Source organism: Bacteroides sp. AF32-8BH, from assembly GCF_003435205.1.
Classification (GTDB): Bacteria; Bacteroidota; Bacteroidia; order Bacteroidales; family Bacteroidaceae; genus Bacteroides; species Bacteroides ovatus.
The window spans coordinates 24,638-44,919 of the sequence record NZ_QVLZ01000025.1; the positions used below are offsets into that span (position 1 = coordinate 24,638).

A 20,282-nucleotide genomic window follows, 5' to 3' on the forward strand; every position below is an offset into this window, starting at 1 on the left:
CTCCACAGCAAAATGCTCATAACTCAACAAGCAAGTGCACTTGGAATGCTTGCGTAAAGTGTCTTATTACTCGTTTTTTCTACGTAGCCCCTTATCCTCTGTCGGATAAGGGGCTTTTTCAATCTTTCAGGGTACCAAACCGCTATTCTTTAGAAAATCAAAATACAAAAAGATGGCAGAAAATTATATTGTTAATTATCAGATAAACGTTAACTCTAACCCAGCTTTAGAGTCTATACGCAAATTTCAGCAGGCCACAGCTGAAATGGAGTCATTAACAAAGCGATTTGATATTGTAGCAAAAAGCATCGGTAAGGTTAATTCAGCATTGGCTTCTATTAAAACTAAGCCTATCAATATACAGATTAACACAAGCGCGGCAGAAGCTAGTTTAGAACGTGTTTTAAAGCAACTAAGCAATATTAAATCACAGGCTAAGACTGCATTAGGTAAACCTTTATATTCAACTTCGGATATAAAGAAATTGAATCAAGCTATTAGTTCTATAAATGGTAAAACGATTGAGCCAAAGGCTAATACAGAAAGAGCAATAAGTAGTCTTGATAAGTTAATACAGAAAATAGAACAGATTAAGTCGAATAGTAAAATAACCATTACAGCCAGTGCCGCTGGCGCATCTAAGGGGGTATCTGGTAGTACAACTAGAAATACGACTTCCACTTCAACACGACAGACTGGAGCAGGACGAAGTACTTATCTGTATCCATCTACTCGGCAAGTATTAGGTCCAACATACGCCAACACAGGTACAAATGTTGCAGGCGAAATGATTAAGGGTATGGGAATTGCCTATGGGCTTAGCTCTTTAATGTCTGGGGTAACTTCTGTATTTAGAGATGCTTCTACCTATGATAATATAGCCAAAACGACAAAAAATATCCTCCAAACTCACGATAAAGGTGTAGGGTTTGAAGGTCGGTTTAATGAAATGAACCAACTCATGCGCCAAGTCGGTGTTGAGACTAAATATACAGCCCCACAAGTTGCATCAGCTGGAAAGTTCTTAGCTATGGCAGGATATGATGTCGATCAAATAAAACATGCTATCCGGCCTATATCAGATATTGCACTAGTAGGTGATACAGACTTGGGAGAAACAGCGGATGTTGTAACCAACATTATGACCGCTTATGAAATCCCAGCAAAACAGATGGATAACACAGCAGACATTCTTACGATGACGTTCACAAAAACGAATACAACATTGTTAGAATTAGCTGAATCATTTAAATATGCCGGTACTGTCGCCCATCAATCAGGGTTAAATTTTGAAACTGCTTCGGCAGCTTTTGGTGTATTAGGCGATGCCGGTATCAAAGGTTCTCACGCAGGTACTACGTTACGTATGATGCTATTAAATATGATGAACCCTACTAAAAGAGGTCAAGAAGCATGGGACATATTAGGCATCAACACAAAAGATAAAAACGGAAATCTTCGGAATCTCTCTGACATTTTAAGTGATTTACATGAAAAACAGCAAACCATGAGTGCTGGTGATTTCTCAACACTAATCAACAAGATGTTTCGGGTAACAGCGGCTCCAGGTGCACTAGCATTAATAAATAATGTAGCAAAAATGCAAGAAGTAACCGGACTCAATAAAAAGTCAATGGGGCTTGCATCCGACCTTGCCGACGAAAAGAAAAACACCATACAGGGTCTTTGGTATCAGATGACCTCGGCATTTACAGAAACTGGAATGCAAGGGTTTGAACAAATGCAAGGAGTAATACGAGACTTCCTGCAACGCATGATTGAGTTAATGAAATCCACAGAGTTTGCAACTGCATTGAGAAATGCAATGGACATGTTTTTGAAAATAGCAAATGTTATTGTTGGTGTGTTTAAAGGCATTATGACTGTCTGGAACTGGATACCAAATTGGGGGAAGACCGTTCTTCAATATTTTATAAGAATCCAAATGTCGTTAGGAATTGCAGCAGGCGTAGTTCAAAGTATATGGAGTACGACATTAATGATTCGTGGATTGTTTATGGGAGATTGGTTGTCTAAATTCTTTTTAAAACCGCTATTTACCGCACTTACCTATATGGTACGTATATATAATATAGAAAAAAGCCGCCATAATTTAAATAAAGGACAGGCTATATTCAATGCGTTAGGTGGAGGTTTACTACATGGTGGAAGTAAAATTAAACAATGGTTTGTTGGAGGAAGTACAGTCGGTAATGTTGTAGCAAATAGTAGTAATAAGACTATAAATACCCTCACGGAAATAGGCAATACAACATTATGGGGAGCAATAAAAGGGTTTTCACGTTTTTTCTTAACTAATCCAATTGGTTGGGGGGTAATGGCAGCAGGAGCTATCACTTATATAGGTTATAAAATTTATGATGCATATAAAATAACAGAAGCTGCTCGCCAAGCTAATGAAGCATGGGCACAAAGCTATCGTAATTTGAATGTTGACAAGTTGAATCTATCCGATCCAGATGCCTTAATGATTGGAAATATGCGTATTTTCAATAATGAATTGTTAACCCAAAACGAGCGTATCGCCCAGTCTACGGAATTATGGCATCGTTACTGGATAGAAAAGAATGGTCCCAAACAAAGTGTAGACGACCAAACCAAATTCTTTGACACAGCCGCAGGTAGAGACCCGGAATTACTAAAACGATTAGAAGCAGCAGACCAATGGACAGGTGTAGATAAAGTCTTCCAGTCATTGTCCAGTGCACTAGGCATGAAACAGACTGTCAAAAAAGGTCTGAACGGCGAAAATTATTATGCGTATGAGTTACATGGCCGTACTTTAAGTGGAACGAATACAAATGTTTTTGCAAGAAACGGAGATATAAGCGAACAAGTGGCTGTCCAAATGATGCTGGCCCAATTAGCAGACCATAATTCTAAAGAGAATATGGCTTTGAGCAAATATCTTTTGCATAACGCTGTGTCTGCTAATAGTTCAGAAGATTTATCAAGAATATTAGATAATGCAGCAGAGCGTTTTATACCTAAGATGAATAGTTGGGATTCTCGATGGGACTGGATTAGCACAGAAACATTCCATGACGAGATGACTGAAGGTGATGTGCATCGTTCACAAGCATATATCCGGCACCTTATGCAAATTATGCAGAAAACAATAAATACATGGAATGATTTTGCTTCTGTGTTAAAAGATGCCGATGCAGGAAAGACTATTGATCCAATGAAGATCCAAACTGTATTGCAAAACCGTTTCGGACTTTTGTTTGATACTAAAGCCGGTCTATTTGGAACTGAAGGATGGTTGAAGTATGTACAGGATATATACAATAACCCCTCTAAATTTGGATTACCTGAAAAATCTAATGTTAAAGAAATTTCCGGTCATATCACAAAAACATTTGATGATATTTTAGCCTTTTACAATGAACTTGATGTTAAATACAAACCACTTTTTGCCCCATTTATAAATAGATCTTCTTTCCAAAATATACTTAAAAATGGGTACGAACTTCCTACGGGCGGTTTTTATGGTCCACAGAAAGAAGGTGATAAAGCGATTTTTGACGGGGCACAATATATAGCTAAAACAATAGCTCCATACGCAACTCCACAGTGGGTAGATAAAAGCGGAAAAATATATACCCCTAAAAATGCAAAGGATACATTCAAGTGGGACCCTACGACCGGTAACAAAGAGCAAGATTTAGCTTCCAGCCTTCATAATGGAGCCGACCAGTCTCAATATAGGAGTCATAATAATTATAATGCAGCTCCTAAACAATTAATAGTACGAATAGAAAATCTAATGCACGTGGAGCATCAAACAATTGATATGACAGATGATAGACAAGTTGCGGCAATAGCAAACGTAAAACAAGAATTAGCAACCGCCTTGTTAGATGTAGTTCAAGATTTTAATGCAAATATGATGTAATATGAGTTTTATAAGCTCTACATTTTCTAATTTAACGATTAATGTTGGTAAAGGGCTAGCAAACACCGGTGTGAATGCCGCCTTTTATGCAGCTAACTATAGAAAAAGAGATGGACAATTGAAATTTATATCCAATAGAGGATATAGTAATGTATTTGTTTATGCGGCCAAAAGAACGATGATGCAAATGACTTTTGCTACCATCAACGATCTTTATCCCAAATATATACGCCAGTTGGACAGAAAGAATGCCACCGCAGCCTATCAGAAGAATCAAGGTCAAGAGCTTCAGAAAATCATAACGAACGGTCAGAAAGCAGATGAAGATACCTTTAATAAACAAGGAGTTGTATTAAAGTATCAAGGCAAACCTGCCAATGAAGGTTTACTTCTTTGGATTAAAAATGAAAGCGGCCAAGTTCAAACGGTTCAATTCAATACTTATTGGGATAAAATAAAAGGATTGAGCAATGAAGCTGCTGCCAGTTCATCACTTAACACTGCTACGGAAGTAAAGGTGCCAGGCGATCCTGTTTTCTTAGACTTAGGTGCTATAGTGCAAGTACAAAGTTCTAACAATCTTATATTAACCAAGGTACAAGGAAGAGATTATTCACGTAAAGAATTGATTTCAGGAGGCGATATAAATTTTACTGTAACAGGAAAGATTGTTAGCAATTATCCGGATGTATATCCGTATGCAGAAGTTTCCAAATTTATAACATTGATGCAACATAAAGGAGTTATCCAGGTATTTAATCTCATGTTTCAACAGTTCAATGTGACACAAATTCTGATAAAAGACTTCAATATGGGGCAAAATGAAGGCTTTAAGAATGTTCAACCATATAGTTTTACATGTGTTGCCGTTGAACCGGATGACGCGGTTAATGTAGTGCAAGATACCATAAATGGAACAAACCTTGAAATCTCTCAAATGAAAAAACAAGGTTGGGCCAAAGTTCTTCTTGATAAGGTTAAAGCATCTGCTGCTAATCAAGCCGCTCAAATGATTGAATCATTAACTTCTAACACCATTTAAGTATGAAACTTCCAGAAGCAATAATTATAGATGGTAAAGAATGCCTTGATATATTGTGCTGTAAAATCCTAATATGGGAAGCTAATAGTGACGTTATAGAAATTAACGATCCAGATGAAAATAAATGCCTTGTTATTCGGGAATGTGAAAGTATTGAGATAAACGATACTTATAAGAAACTTATTAATTCAGCTTCTGTCAGATTCCCAAGAGGAACCGTAATTAAACGCACTATAACTTCCGAGAACATAGAAAAAGAAGGTGCAACTACTGTTTATACAGAGCGTTTAATAGACGGTACAGTTGTAGAAAAGCGAAAAGGATATTCGACAGCCCAGCCGACTGATTTTAAGGTAGGACAACGTATCCGGATATATTTAGGCTATTATAAAGATAGAGGAAAGGTCTTCAAAAATGCGACCGAGAGACTTCAAGCAATGGAGAAAGAGGCATTTGTCAAGAACGTTCCCGATTTTGACGGTTATATCGTAAAATGCAGTGTAAGCACACCTATTGAAATCAAATGTGAGAATCTGGCAAGTGGGTTAAAGCGAAAAAATGTCGTTAAATTAGGCCCAATGGCTGTTACAGTAAATAATTTGTTGAAAGAGGGAGGAAAATACGATTTATTAAGAGGAACAGGGTTAAAATTGCATCCCAAAACAGCAGAAAGGGACATTAATATTGGAAAGATTCAGTTAACAGAAGATTTGACAGTTGCGGATGTATTAACAGAATGGAATAAATACGGGCTATATAGTTTTATTAGGAAAGATACAGATGGAACTCCTTATGTTATGGTAGGGCATACTTATTTATCAGGAAATGTTGCCAGCTCTATTTTAAATACAGATGGAAGTTCTGATACTCCTCAAATACAGTTTGATTATCATGTAGCCCAAGACAATTTAACTTTAATGAATTGTGATCCGCGATATTTAGCAGTCTCCGCTGAAGGATTCAAGTTTGAGGGTAACAAACAAATCAAGTATAATGTAACAGTTCGTTTAAATCCAGAATGGACCGGACAAAATGATACAGAACATAAGAAATTCCAAATTCTGAATGAAACAAAACTTAGTAAGAAATCCCTAAAACTTGGAGCTATCCCCAAATCAAAGACTAAGGATAGAGTAAACCTAAGTGCGTACAACGTTATCCCTTATGTATCATCAAAAATTGGCATTAGCGAGGACGAATTAATAAAAGAAGCCGAAGCCTTTTTTGAAGGATATAATAGAAATGGCGTTGAGGGTAGTATTACTATCTTCGGAGATTTACATAGAACTAATTTAGGCATGAGGCATTTGGAATCTGGAATGAAAGTCGTTTTACTTGATAAACGCGAACCTGAAAAACAAGGTTGGTATCTTATTGAAGAAATCAACACAAAATTTGGTGTTAACGGTTTTAGGCAGACTTTAAAACTCCCCTACTGTATTGCCAAACCAGAAAAAGAATAAAACTATGGCAGATAAAATTACAAGCGATTTAAGCGCAAACAGTGCTATTTATGATGCTATACGACAAATTGCATTTCATAAATTGGTAAACCCACGAAACAACGTTATAAAAAACACAGCCAAAATATCTGGTTTTGTTGTTAAAATACATACAGATGGAGAACTGTGCGGAACTGTTGATGTACAGGAATATACTCATACACTTACAGACAAACAGGCTATTGATGACGGGCTTCCAGTTGGTTTACATGAAGGCGTATATCTTTCAGCCATTCAAAATAATGAAAATGGTTTAGTGGTTATCCCCTATCTTTATTCGGATGTCGTAATAACAACAGACCCTGAAACATTACGCGAATATGTTATTCAATACTCTCATGCAGACACAATACAAGTAGACGCGCATAACAAAGTAATTATTGGAGCAACAGAAACAAAAGAATGGGAAGATTCAGAGGATGCTCCAGATGTAGATGAATTGGAAAAGACAGGTGTTCATGCTCACACGACTTATACCCCTGTTTCGATATTGTCGGAAGTTGCTAAAGGAGAAGGAGAAAGTGATAAAAGTATATTCAAAATAACCGCTGACGATATTTTATCCCAACATGATAAAAGTCAAATACTTCTTGATGCCCAACAAATTTTGGCAAAATACAATACAAAAGAAATTATAATCAGAGAAGATGGAGTGTATTTGGGTAGCGGTAGTGCCAATGAACCAGCAGTACTTGGAAATCAATTAGCAACTTTATTGGTTGACTGGCTAGGAGCATTATCTCAAATGATGACCCCAACTATGATGGGACCTCAACCCCCAGCTAATTTGGCAAAGTTTGTATCCCTTCAAGCAAAAGTTAACTCCTATAAAGCATCTATATCAGGATTTTTATCAAAAACTGTAAAAGTGGCAGAATAATGGCAAAGTTAAATGAAGGTATATCACAAATTAAGAAAGGTAGTGCATTGGAAACAATGTACAATCGACTCTTAACAGGGATGGAACAAGCTTCACACGAAACCCTTCCAGATTTCACAGGTTCGGATTATGTGGATGGTTATGTTGTGAATGAAGAAAAAATCAATCTTGAAATATATGAATATGAAAATATAACCAGGAAGAACTCTGCATATCTATTAGCAAATACTATTATAAGTAGTTTAAGCAGTGAAGAAGGTGGCGGAAGTGGCACCGGTGGGTTTGTTTCCATAAATGGTGACTCTATGGCCGGTTTATTAAAAGCATTGTATGGTTTTACAGCCGGAGACAATGGAATAAAAATATTAGATGTTTACCAAACGTCCGAAAGTAATCCACAAGAGCGAAAAAATATAGTTTCTATTAACGGTGAATTGCATCTCCCTACACATGGATTATACATTAACGGTTGTAATGTTATAGGTTATGATAATGATATAATCGCATTAAACGGTGATGTTGTTTGTAGTGGATATATTAGACTTGGAGATTTAGAAATATCCAAGGATGGCATAAGCTATCAAGGAAATGAGTTTTATCATTCCGGGAATTCAAATAAAGAAGATGTAAACTGGACTATGAAAGACGGAACGCTTACCGGGGATCTGTCTGTAAAAGGTACAAGCACATTCCAATCTGGCATTACCGCCTTGCATGGTGTAGATCTGGGATTTGATAATACAAGTGTATTGTCTATTTCTGCCAAACGGTTAGCTCAATTAACGGGGGACTTAAATATTGTAACAGGAGGCATAAAATTTGATGATAATTACATTATTCATGTCAAGAATAACAATGTTATCTCATTTTCTGCGTCTAACAAAATATTAAATCTGGGAGACGATAATACCAAACAAATCAACCTGCAAACCAGTATTTATGATGATGATGGTGAATATGAAATGATTTCAAAATTTGGTTCTGCATATTTCCCAGAATCATTTAAGGCAGGACACAATCTAGGGAATATATTGATTGAAACATATAAAAAATCGTCTGAAGATTCTGGTGTAATATTCAGACGTTATATTAGATTAAAATCAGAAGATGGACCAGGATTTTACAGTGATGGTGATAGCGTATTTTTTGAAGCTCCATTTAAATATAATAAAGTAGCTGATGACGATACAGTACAAATCTCTGAAATAATAAAATCATCATTTGGCTATGTAGAATCGTTAAGTTTATATGCTCCATTAAATCGCAAATCATCCAGCTTAATGTTTTCTACAGATGCTGATTTTTTTGTTTTTGACAAACCGATTGAAGGAAAAAAATCAATTGGAATAGCAGATTCTAAAACCCGTCTCCTCCCCAACGAGCTATTCTTTGATGATTCAATCTATTGGTTGGCTTTAGATAATGGAGTTAAGCACTATGGTAATGCCTATTTTGTCAACGACATAGGTTCTGTCACTTTTTCCAGTGGTTTTGCCGGAAATGGCTGGGGTATCATTCAAAACAAATTGACCGGCAACATCAGTGCAACATTTGATGATCTGACAATTCGTAAAAAAATGAGAATATACGAATTGGAAGTGCAGAAGCAATCAGTGACTAACGGGTCTTGGTGGGTCAGCGATGCCTGTTCCGGAGACTTAGTAGAAGAAATATCATAATGTCTGTATATAAATACAAGAAATATAAAATTTCTCTCCAGTCCGATTCTAAAAAGATACAAGGATTACGGACTGGGGATATAGTTAGAAGACAATATTTTGATGGAAAGAATCTTATTTATTCGTTAATGTGTGTATTGGATTATGGAATAGATAAGACTGTAGATTCTAATACAAATGATATTGTCGAAAAACAGTATTTCATCGGAGCACTGTTAGAAGGCGATGTGCCCAAAACAGAAGAAATCTTAGACTTTGCCAGAATTACCAATCTGTTTGATATAAATAGATCTGGAGCCATATATTTAACTGGGTCTGACGATAATGCCCCATATATGGATGTGATTGACGGTATTGGACGTAATGAGAGTTTATGTTGGCCTTCAAATATTGCAACTCCTGATTATGAAGATTCCGAATCACAATATATAGTACGAGGAACAGAAGCAGTAACCACTGATTACATACTATCAGAAGCGGACAATAATCGCATTTGTCATTTTAAAAGAAATGACGCTATATATTACGGTTTCATTGGTCTGCAACAAGATTTCTACAAATATGTTCAAAACCCCAACCGCGTTCTTATTTCATATAAGATCAAAGCCAATAAAGCTGTCAATTGTAAAGTTTCATTAGAATACCAAGATGGAACAAGAACAGATGGAGAAGAAACCACTTCTATTACAACAGATTGGCAATATAAGTTGCACACAATAACTGTCGATTATTCTGGACGTTATTTGCGAACAGTAAAACTGGATTTAAGTGAGATGTCTCCTTCAGATGAAGTTTGGGTGTCGGATTTCAATATCATCTTACTGTCTAGTGTTGCTAACTTTGGCGATGCCAGTAAAATACGTGTTGGCAAATTGAATGGAATAACAGATCCGGTATTTGGTCAATTAGAAGGATATGGAGGTTACTTACAGAAACTTTTTGCTTCAAAATCTGCTCATATTTCTGGAACATTAACTGCTGGTGATGAGAATGGTTTTGCTGCAACTTTTTATGCCGGAAAAATTCATAGGAATGTATTCGTTAATTCTTTAGATGTTAATTTTACATCTGCAATTACTATTGACACTCAAATAGAAAACCCTACTGGAATCGGCAATGTATATAGTGCCTCTAAAATCATAAGCATGATAGCCCAATCTGAAGAGTGGTTCGCGCAACATATCGGGAAAAAATATACATTCTCTTTTTGGATATATGCGGGGCAAGCATGTCAATTATCTATTTTACAAAATGATAAAGCAATAGGAACCGTTCAAATACCTATTGCTGACACGAATATATGGTCTCGTAAAAAAGTAACATTTGAATTACAAGCTCCGAAACAGGCAGAAGAAGCATTGGTTCTATCCATTGTCCCAACTTTTGATACCTCTGATAATGCAGGAGAATCAATATTTTATTTTTCTTCACCACAATTAGAGGCAGGAGAACTAGTCACACAATACCAACCTACTGACACTATACTTAATTACACAGAGGATTATGGAGCTTGGTTTAATCGTGGTGGCATTGGTGGGACCATCCAGAACCCATTGCTTCAATTAAATTTTGACGGAGAAGGCAGTATTGGTACTCGTAGTAATTCTGTATTAATCAAAACGGATGGTTCTGGTCATTTTGCCAATAAAAATATTAAATGGAATAAAAATGGCGATGTAACATTTGGCAAAAATGTGACAATGACTTGGGATAACCTTGACCAGTCTGTAAAAGACGAATTAGTCAGTAAGTCTATTCGTATTGTTGGAACTGATACCTTTACTCTTTTAGGAGACTTAACAGGAGCCGACCCTGTTACTAATCCGGCAGACATTACCTTAACGCTGGAAGAAGAGAACCTACAGTCTACTTCCAGTCAACGACAATGGTATTATTTACAAGGATATGATTATATACCGTTTGAAGGAGAAAATGGAAAGACATTAACAATATGGCCTTTTGAACCTTATTGGGATAATGGTAACTCGCTAACAGTTCGTTGTATCGTGAAATTTAGTGATGAAGAGTATTCCGCTACATTCACAATACGGAAACAATATATAGTGGGCTATTCACTTGAAATTACTTCCAGTCAAGGAGTATCATATAAAAACAATAGTTGTCAAACTGTTTTAACCGCTAACGTCTATTATCAAGGTAAACTAGTTGATCCGGATTATGTAGCTAAAAACTACATATTCAAGTGGACTAGGTATCATCTTCCTGATATGGAAAATGAAGTGATTGATTGGTGGAAAGAACAAAGAGATAATGAAGGCAATATAGTACAACAAGAAATTGATAGATCAAAACCAAGTATCACATTAAATTATGGAATATCAGGACAAGACTGTTTTATGTGTGAACTTCTAAACGGTAACATGTTCCCGTATGAATTCCCTTTAATATTTTAAGTATGGCGGCAGAACAAGAGCAATCCCCTAACCTGCTTGATTTTAATAATAAGCAAGAAAACAATGGAACTAATAACCGTGGACGTTTAACAGCTCACGAATTTAATCAATTGATAAATGCCGTAAACAATAACTCAAATGACACCTTTTCCTTCAAAAAACAAGTAGGTAATCTTTCATTTGATGTAATTGAAAATGAAGAGGCTTTTGAACAAATCGAATCCAAAGATGAAAACACCGTGTATTTCATACTTGAAGAATGATACAGATAAATGGTAAAGATGTCAGTCAAATAAGAGTTGGTAACAAAATAATTACCGCAGTTTACATAGGGACAAAATTAGTTTGGCAATCTATACGTTCCTGCTTTGGATCTGGTTTCTGGATTAACTCATCTCCTTGGAAAAATGATGAAGGCTGGAAAAACTAACAAATTTTTAAATTACGCTTTACAAAAAAATAATTAATTATGGCTAAGAAATTCAGAACTGACGAAATTCCTGCTGGTAAATTTACAGAGGACTGGGGTGGCAATAAAAACAATACCATCCCCGCAGCACCTGACGAAACGAACCTTCTCCCCTACTCTGGGGAGGCTGTCCAAAAGTTTATAAAGAGCTATTTGCAAGACCATGAAAACAATAAAATTGGTCACATTCCTCCTATGACAAAAGATCCGGACGGTTTTTATCATATTCGAGCATTTGCTAATAAAAACACATATAATGAATGGCTTGCTGACCCTGATGAGAATCAAGCATTAAAATTGCTTGATGTTACTATTCCTATTAGTGACGAACAGGGTGTAATGAATATTGTAGAATTAACCACGGCCAGCAATCAAACAAATTATGTAAGCATTGATGGTAGTGTAGTTCTAAAAATGCGTTTTACTTCTCAAACATACAATCCTGTTACTGGGAAATATGCAAATACCTATGAAGATGGTACTATGACTATCCAAAGGCGTGCCTCCGCTTCCGATTCTTGGCGTACAATTGGTACAATGGCAATCAAGAGTGTAGAAGCCGAAAGCGACACTTATACGGATGTAGATATTAGTGGATTACTTAACAGTGGAACCTGTCAATTACGTATCATTGTAACTGGAGACCAAACACAAAGTACCACAACTTATGTAGTGTTCCAAAGTGTTACAAAAACAGAATTGAAACTTACGTTCCGAAACGAATGGCAGCAACCTATTACTGGTGCCACTATGTCTTTATTATATACATATACTGGTGCTGTAGCTAAAACATTAAATTTAAAAATTAGTGGTGAAGGTGGTGTACGTTCTGTCCAATACGCTGTTGGCAAAGTTGAGTACACGGAAACCCCAAATCAGTTTGATGTAACCGACACTGAAGGGGATTCTGTTAAAGTTATGTCTCATGGAGTACATGAAATTGAGGCCTGGTTATCTGTAGATGGCACAGATGTGGAAAGTGAACACATTGTTTCACAGGTAATGATAGTTTCAGACCCTGATAATAAGACTCCATATATCATATTAAACCAGATAGTCAAGTCTCTTGTAAACTGGACATCCGTTCAATTTTTCCAATGGGCAATATATAACCCAGGTTCAGATGTATTACCTGTTACTTTTAAATTAACAGACATTCAAGAGGTTGAGAATTATCTGTCTTACACTGAACAGCAAGCCCAAAATGGTGTGGTTTACACATTTGGCAATATGATAGAAATCGAAAGCAAAGAAACGAATTTCAGTGCTTATATGTTATTTAGCACTGGAGAAAAATACTTGCGTGATCGTATTAGTTTTAATATCGATAACTCACAAAATTTTGCCCCGACTGATGGTGCTGATTTAATTATCAATCCAAAACTACGTAGTAATACTGAAACCCACCCAGATACTATTATTAATACCGTTTCAGGCGAGAATGTTCCCGCGACCTTTGAAAATTTTGGTTTTATTAGTGATGGTTGGGTTGAAGACGATAATGGGATCAAATGTTTGCGTGTTCCTAGTGGAAGAAGTATAACTATTGATTATGAAACTTTTTCTGATTTCATCCAAACACAGAAGACAGGTTCACTTACATTTGAAATAGATTTTGCAACTCGTAATATAACCAACGAAGATGAGCCAGTTCTACGCATGTGTTCTTATACTAAAGACAACAACCCATTAGGGTGGGAAATGAAAGCTACAGAGGCTTGTTTTATGACTTTAGCTAAAGTTACTCGAAAAAACCAAGACATTGGGTATAGAGAAGGAACACGTACTAAAGTGGCAGTTAACTTACTGTACAATTTGTCCAGTACCGGACAAAATTACTGTCGCATTTTTGTGAATGGAATCATTAACCGTGAAATTAACTACGCTACAGATGACACCTTTGTACAATACGTGGATAGCAAACAAACCTCACAAGGTATCCGTATTGGTAGTTCTGGAGCCGACATTGACATTTACAGTATTAAGGTGTATAAGAAAGCACTCACAGCTAATGATGTGCGCCAAAACTATATGGCATCCTTAGATAATAGTGAAGAAAAAATAGCATTCCGAGATTCTAATAACATTCTTGATGGTAATACTATCAGCTACGATCTTGCTTATGAAAAATACAATGTTATTCTTTGGAAAGGTAAATATGCTACTTATGGCAATACTAAAAAGGACAAATTCAACGGAACTTTAATTATCCATATCCCTGGAGAACCGGAGAATAGTGGAACATTGTACGACATGAACGAAAAAGGTCAAGGAACCTCATCCATGTTGTATTGGTGGTGGAATGGACAATGGGGCTTCAATGAAGATGGGTATTGGGTTGATGAGAATGGAGCAAATCGTGGTAAATGTTATCAGTTAACCAACGATGTACCCGGAGCACTCAAATTGGTAGGGAAAGTAAATTTTGCAAGTTCAGCACAAAGTCATAAAATAGGTTCTACAGCTCTATTTAATGATTTATTTAAAGCTGTATGTGGAGGTAATTCCATTACTAATACAGAAGGTTTTGAAAATTGTCGTGTAGCTGTACTTCAAAAACCGTTTTTGTTCTTTGTACAAGAAGATGAGAATTCCGAACCACAATTTAAATCTTTTATGACTTTTGGACCAGGTAAGGGAGACAAACCGACATTCGGATACGACAAAACAAAATTTCCAGATTATGTATGCCTAGAAGGAGCTGATAATGACCGTGCTTTGGTGATGTGCCGCGTACCTTGGATTGATGAAGATGTCACTTTAGAAGGTGAAGAAGATTGGATGTATAACGGCGAAAAGCAAATGAGTCTGGTCTTTGGGGATACCAATAAGATCGCCCCTATCAAAAGTGGATTTAACTTTGTCTTTAAGCATTATGACAATATAGATTATTTCAACGGTACCATCGAAGATTTAAATGCAGCAGAAAATCTTGATACCTCCAAACATTATTGGCTGACTAAATCGGGGCGTAACAATGAACAGTTTGATTTATTCAGGTATGATTTCATTACTTCTACTTGGGTGGGTGCAGGCACTGAAAAGATTGAAAGTGGAAGATATTCGACTGTAAATATCAACGAACAATGCGGGAATATTGCCAGCGGTACAGATTGGGATGCAATTAACTCATCGTTCAAAACGGCTAGAATAGCATTGTTCAAGGCTGATGCAGGAAAATATTTTAATCTTACAGAAACTCATTTTGCTATGAATTTTTGTAAGTTAATTGCAGCCAGTGATAACAGAGGAAAGAATATATATTTTTATGTTGACCCAAAAACTCATTTAATTGGTTGGCATCAAGATGATTTGGACACAATATTTCCTGTAAATAATGTAGGGCAAAGAGAAAAACCTTACTATGTAGAAGAACATGATAAAAATAATGATGGAGGCTTTTATTGGAATAGCGAAGGGAATGCACTATTTAACCAAATGGAAAACGCTTTTCCAGATGAATTGCGTACCAATATGCGCTCTATATTACAAGCAATGCTTAAATTAAGTGATGATGGAACTTTAATGGGCTGTATGGAAAAATATTATTTTTACGTACAACGTTATTTCCCAGCCGTTGCTTACAATGAAGTGGCTCGTCTTGTATATGAACGTGCCAGAACCGCCTATGTGAGTTCAGACCCGGAAAATAAATACACAAATGGTACAGATCCCATAACACAAAGTTTAGGAGATGGATTACAAGCAGAAATGCAATGGGTTGCACGCAGACTTACCTACATATCTTCTTATGCAGCCTTTGGAGACTTTGGAAGGCGTGACGGTGAAGGATCAGCAGGCTCATTAAACTTCCGGTCTATAATAAAAACAGATGGTACACGTCCACAATTTAAATTTTCTATTGTACCACATATTTGGATGTACCCCTCATTTGCCATAGGTTCGACACTATCTTATGGGGTTGGTAACGCACTGTCTCCACGTATTAAAGCCGGAGAAACATACGATGTCAATGTTGGAACTTCAGATGGCAATACTAATATTTTCTTAAATGGTATTGATTATATGCGTTCCATTGGTGACTTTACAGACAAAAGTTTAGGAGAAACATTTAATTTAAGCGGTGCTCGCCTAACAGCCTTTCATGTGGATGGAAAAGATGTTGTTGAATTCCGTCCTACCGGTATGACTATTACTGCCCCTTTGTTGCAAGAACTAGTATTAAAACGTGTCGCTAGTTTAGTAGGTGGTTTAGATTTATCTATTTTGCTTAAACTTAGAATGTTGAATTTAGTAGGAACAATGTTGTCTTCTGTTGTTCTTCCAGCTACCGAATATTTAGAAGAGGTTCATCTTCCTGGGACTTTAACATCTTTGTCTTTAGATCAACAGCCTAATTTGAAAACCATCACATTGGAAGGAGCTGACCGAATGCAAAGTTTATCAATTGGCGCAGGGATTGCAGATTCGCGTACCATATTTAATTTATGCTTTACAGGCAATGCACCGCTGAATTATTTAAAGTTAGCAAGTATAAACTGGACCGAGGTTTCTCTTTATATGATTAACTATTTGGCTTCTATTACAGACAGTAGTGTATCTGGAAAAATAGCAGTAATAAACAATACTACCAACCGACCTAATTTTAACAATAAAATTGATTGGTTGTATCATTGGGGAAATGTAGATGATGAGAACAACAATCTTCATATTACTTACTACTCAACTCCTATTGCAGCTATAGAAATCAAAGGAAGCCAATACATTTATTCTACAGGTGAACACACTTTTTACTGTAAGCCGAATACCGCTAATGGGAATGATGTGGTTAGCATTCGTTGGTCATTGGATACCAATTTGTATGCAAAAATAGTCAATACGTCAAAAGATTATTGCGTTATCAATGTATCTCAATTAGGAGATGAAGATACATTGGCTCCACATACAACTTTAAGATGTTATCTAACAAAAACAAATGGTGAAGTGCTTGAAGCATCATGGGATATTGGTTTATACCCCAGACGTGCTCATCTCGGAGATTATGTATTTTATGATGGAACTTATGGTCCTACAACTGCTGGAAAAACCGTAGTTGGAATTTGTTTTTACATAAATCCAGCAGATGCCAATGATAGACGTATGGTAGCATTATCAAATCTTGAAAATTCAGGTATAGTATGGGGGCTTTATCCTCAAAATACAGGACAAACGGAAGAGTGGAATGAACAATATGCAATTTATCCTATTGAATTACAAGATGATGTTAATTATAGTGTATATGATATAGGTTCAATTGCTAACATTACACAGACTGGCTTACAACCTACAGAATATGACGACCAAGGTAATACCTCTCCTAACTACATAAGGTATGATAATTATGTAGATGAAAATACAATTGACGGATTTGTAAATTCAGATGTTAAAACAGTTGCTGTTGGAGATGGTATCGCTGCTCCAGGTACAATTAATACAGGAAAAGAGGAATTGGCTGCGGATTTAGCTATTTTATCAGGTGCCTATAAAAGAGGTGACGAAGTTCCTGTCGGTTTAGCAAAAACTTTAAAAATTATTCAACATAGAAATAAAATCTTAGAAGATTCAGGAGTTAATTTGCCGATACCTGAAGCGACTGACTTATATACTGAACAAGCAATGTTGACCCAGTATATAAATAACATAATTGCTAACAATGAGAATCTTAGTAAATATCAACAATTTTATTATCCTGCTGTCAGCAAATGCTATGCTTATCAGCCTACAGTGAAAGCAGGCGAAGAATTAGCAGATAAATTTAAATATCATAATTGGTACCTACCATCTGTTGGTGAACTTATGCGTATGTATTGGCACGCTAGGCAAGGAGTGAATTATGACGATGATAAAATAGGTGCAATTTTTCAAAAAGCAATAGATGCCGGTATTTTGAACGATTTTTCTAATTCTTGGTACTGGAGTAGCAGTGAGTACAGTCAGGGCTACAGCTGGGGCGCGTACTTTAGTTATGGCAACTTCAACGGCTACAGCAAGTGCAGCAGTGGCATGGTGAGAGCGGTTGCAGCATTTTAGTATAGTGGAGCGTCTTTTGACGCTCCACAAAAATAAATATGCCATAATTGTAAACCTCTACAGAAAAAATAAAGTATTCGTAAATAAACTATATGTAATAAGACACATTGTGAATAAAATCTTTTAATTATGGCAAGAACAATTCGTAATGCAGGAAGTGCACCTATTTACAGAGAAACAGAAAATTTAATGTTACTCTGTATAGAAATGGTAGAACGAACCCCTAATAGTGTAGGAATTCGTCAATTAAGCAAACGTCTCATAGACACTCTGCTTGATGGATTAACAGTGATAGGATTGGCTTTAAATGAAGAAGATCCTGATTCCAAACTTGAACTTATTAATTCATTTTATTTGCAAATGCGTACAGTGAAAACTTGCATTGACACCTTAAAAGAGTGGTCAAATCGGAGTCCTCATACACGCATAATTAGCAACAAGCAAATGCCACATTTTGCTGAATCTTTAAAGGAAATTTCAAAGCATATTAAAAGCTGGAGAAGCAAAGTGTTGGAGCAGCAGACCTGTTGAACGGTTACGACTATGATAACAGGGACATCTTTATTGAAAAATGGGCGTGTCACTGGGCCTTTACCAAGCGTTAAAGACCTAGTTAAGAACAAGATAGTACACGCAATAACCGCAAGCCGGTACTGGAGTAGCAGTGAGAACAGTCAGAACAACAGCTGGAACGTGAACTTTAGTAATGGCAACTTCAACAACAACAACAAGTACAACAGTAACATGGTGAGAGCGGTTGCAGCACTTAACGATAAATATGTTGAGGGATGGTTTGATGCGTTAGATGATTGCTGTGCCCAAAAAAAGACAAGTTCACAATGTGTTATGTATAGACTTATTTGGCATGAAGATCTATTAGATTTAGCGAGAGAAGTTTATGAACGAACATATAGACCAACAACAAGTACTTGTTTTATAGTTACCCGTCCTAAATTACGGGAAGTGTTTGCTGCAAATTTCCGTGACCGTATTGTACAACATTGGTTGTGCCTACGCTTAGAGCCACTGTTTGAGGCACGTTTTGTTGAACACGGAAATGTATCATTTAACTGTCGAAAGGGTTTTGGAACATTTGCATGTATTGATCAGTTGACAAAAAATACAATTGAAGTCTCTGATAATTATTCGCACGAGGCTTGGTATGCTCAATTTGATATTAAAGGATTTTTTATGTCAATTGATTGCGAACGATTATTAGAACACTTATTACCATTTATCAAAGAAAAATGGAATTATTGGAAAGGGACCATATATGAACAAGATTTAGATTTAGTGCTATGGCTTACAGAAATAATTGTACGACATCGACCACAAGATGATTGTATACGTCAAGGAAATTTAAAATTATGGAGAATACTGCCTAAAAACAAAAGCCTGTTTTACAATGAATGGATGAAAGGCGAACCAATAGGAAACCTAACTAGTCAATTATTTGCCAATTTTTACATGTCATTTTTTGATGAATGGGCTATTAAAGCAGCAGAAGAAAGAGGAGCCAAATATGTACGTTTTGTAGATGATTTTAGCTTTGTGTGCAAAACTAAGGAAGATGCAATTTATTTCAAAAGAGCTTCTAGGAATCAACTACGATATATTTTAAATATTCAAATGCACCCTAATAAAATCTATATTCAAGAAGTTAAAAAAGGAATAAAAATGGTAGGAGGAGTAATTAAGCCGGGTAGAGCTTACTTATCGAATCGAACTGTTGGAAACTTTATTAATGCTGTAAGTTATTTAGAAGAAGCATGTAAAAACTGTGACAAAGAAGCTATATATGCCAATGTGAGGTCTATAAACTCTTATTTAGGTTTCTTAATTCATTATCAGTCATACGGAATCAGGCGCAAAGCATTTTCAGAACTACATTATTTTTGGAAGGCTTGCTATATTCAAGGAAAATTTCAAGTTGTAAAAATAAAAAACACAGTACAATGTTTATAACTTATAATCAAGGTAATGAGCAACCTCAACGCATACGACACAATATAAAATTAGGGTTGCGTCAATACACAATTGCATTTGATGTTCATATAGTAAAAGAAGGTGAAAACGAACAATACAAATGGTGTGAGATAACCCTTCCAGTTGGAACACCCACATATAGCCAATTGGTTTCAGCTATTATTCATGGACGTTACTCCGATGATGCAATGCAAGCCATTATTAATAATTACCTCCTAGAAGATGAAGATAGTGAGCATCAAAAAGAATGGAATGACATGCAAATGTGGAGAGTGGAAGCAAAGCGTATGGCCAAGGAAATATTAGAAGAGATTAAGAAATAGTTTATCTCTTCTCGCATCAACAAATACTTTGTTCAAAG

The 20,282-nt window shown here is 36.2% G+C and carries 11 protein-coding genes; all 11 read left to right on the plus strand.

The genetic code is table 11. The features are described from left to right. The first annotated feature begins 172 nt into the window (after positions 1-172). The 11 genes from DWZ47_RS17670 to DWZ47_RS17725 all read left to right on the plus strand — a co-directional run bounded on the left by DWZ47_RS17670 (position 173) and on the right by DWZ47_RS17725 (position 20,244). Positions 173-3,919 carry a phage tail tape measure protein gene (locus DWZ47_RS17670; protein WP_117514000.1) on the plus strand — a complete coding sequence of 1,249 codons (3,747 nt, stop codon included), beginning with the start codon at positions 173-175 and terminating at the stop codon, positions 3,917-3,919. 1 nt (position 3,920) lies between these two features. Next, a complete protein-coding gene (locus DWZ47_RS17675; RefSeq protein ID WP_117514002.1) occupies positions 3,921-4,961 on the plus strand; it encodes a DUF6046 domain-containing protein in 1,041 nt (346 codons plus the stop codon). A gap of 2 nt (positions 4,962-4,963) precedes the next feature. Further along, positions 4,964-6,424 carry a hypothetical protein gene (locus DWZ47_RS17680; RefSeq protein WP_115484571.1) on the plus strand — a complete coding sequence of 487 codons (1,461 nt, stop codon included), beginning with the start codon at positions 4,964-4,966 and terminating at the stop codon, positions 6,422-6,424. 4 nt (positions 6,425-6,428) lie between these two features. After that, positions 6,429-7,343 carry a hypothetical protein gene (locus DWZ47_RS17685; RefSeq protein WP_117514004.1) on the plus strand — a complete coding sequence of 305 codons (915 nt, stop codon included), beginning with the start codon at positions 6,429-6,431 and terminating at the stop codon, positions 7,341-7,343. Next, positions 7,343-9,022 carry a hypothetical protein gene (locus tag DWZ47_RS17690; RefSeq protein WP_117514007.1) on the plus strand — a complete coding sequence of 560 codons (1,680 nt, stop codon included), beginning with the start codon at positions 7,343-7,345 and terminating at the stop codon, positions 9,020-9,022. Before DWZ47_RS17685 ends, DWZ47_RS17690 begins: the two co-directional genes overlap by 1 nt. Continuing rightward, on the plus strand, positions 9,022-11,436 hold the full coding sequence (locus DWZ47_RS17695; protein WP_117514009.1) for a hypothetical protein: 2,415 nt from the start codon (positions 9,022-9,024) through the stop codon (positions 11,434-11,436). The genes DWZ47_RS17690 and DWZ47_RS17695 overlap by 1 nt, the downstream gene beginning before the upstream one ends. A gap of 2 nt (positions 11,437-11,438) precedes the next feature. Next, positions 11,439-11,699: a hypothetical protein gene (locus DWZ47_RS17700; protein ID WP_008647836.1), complete on the plus strand. Its 261-nt coding sequence runs from the start codon at positions 11,439-11,441 to the stop codon at positions 11,697-11,699. Positions 11,700-11,905: 206 nt separating this feature from the next. Then, positions 11,906-17,935, plus strand: a complete 6,030-nt coding sequence (locus tag DWZ47_RS17710) for a DUF1566 domain-containing protein (RefSeq protein ID WP_117514011.1) — start codon at positions 11,906-11,908, stop codon at positions 17,933-17,935. Between the two features lie 129 nt (positions 17,936-18,064). Beyond that, on the plus strand, positions 18,065-18,466 hold the full coding sequence (locus DWZ47_RS17715; protein ID WP_008647838.1) for a hypothetical protein: 402 nt from the start codon (positions 18,065-18,067) through the stop codon (positions 18,464-18,466). A gap of 12 nt (positions 18,467-18,478) precedes the next feature. Then, the gene (locus tag DWZ47_RS17720) at positions 18,479-19,900 is read left to right on the plus strand and encodes a reverse transcriptase domain-containing protein (RefSeq protein WP_008647839.1); all 1,422 of its coding nucleotides are present in this window, start codon (positions 18,479-18,481) and stop codon (positions 19,898-19,900) included. Continuing rightward, on the plus strand, positions 19,891-20,244 hold the full coding sequence (locus DWZ47_RS17725; protein WP_008647841.1) for a hypothetical protein: 354 nt from the start codon (positions 19,891-19,893) through the stop codon (positions 20,242-20,244). Before DWZ47_RS17720 ends, DWZ47_RS17725 begins: the two co-directional genes overlap by 10 nt. Positions 20,245-20,282 lie beyond the last annotated feature (38 nt).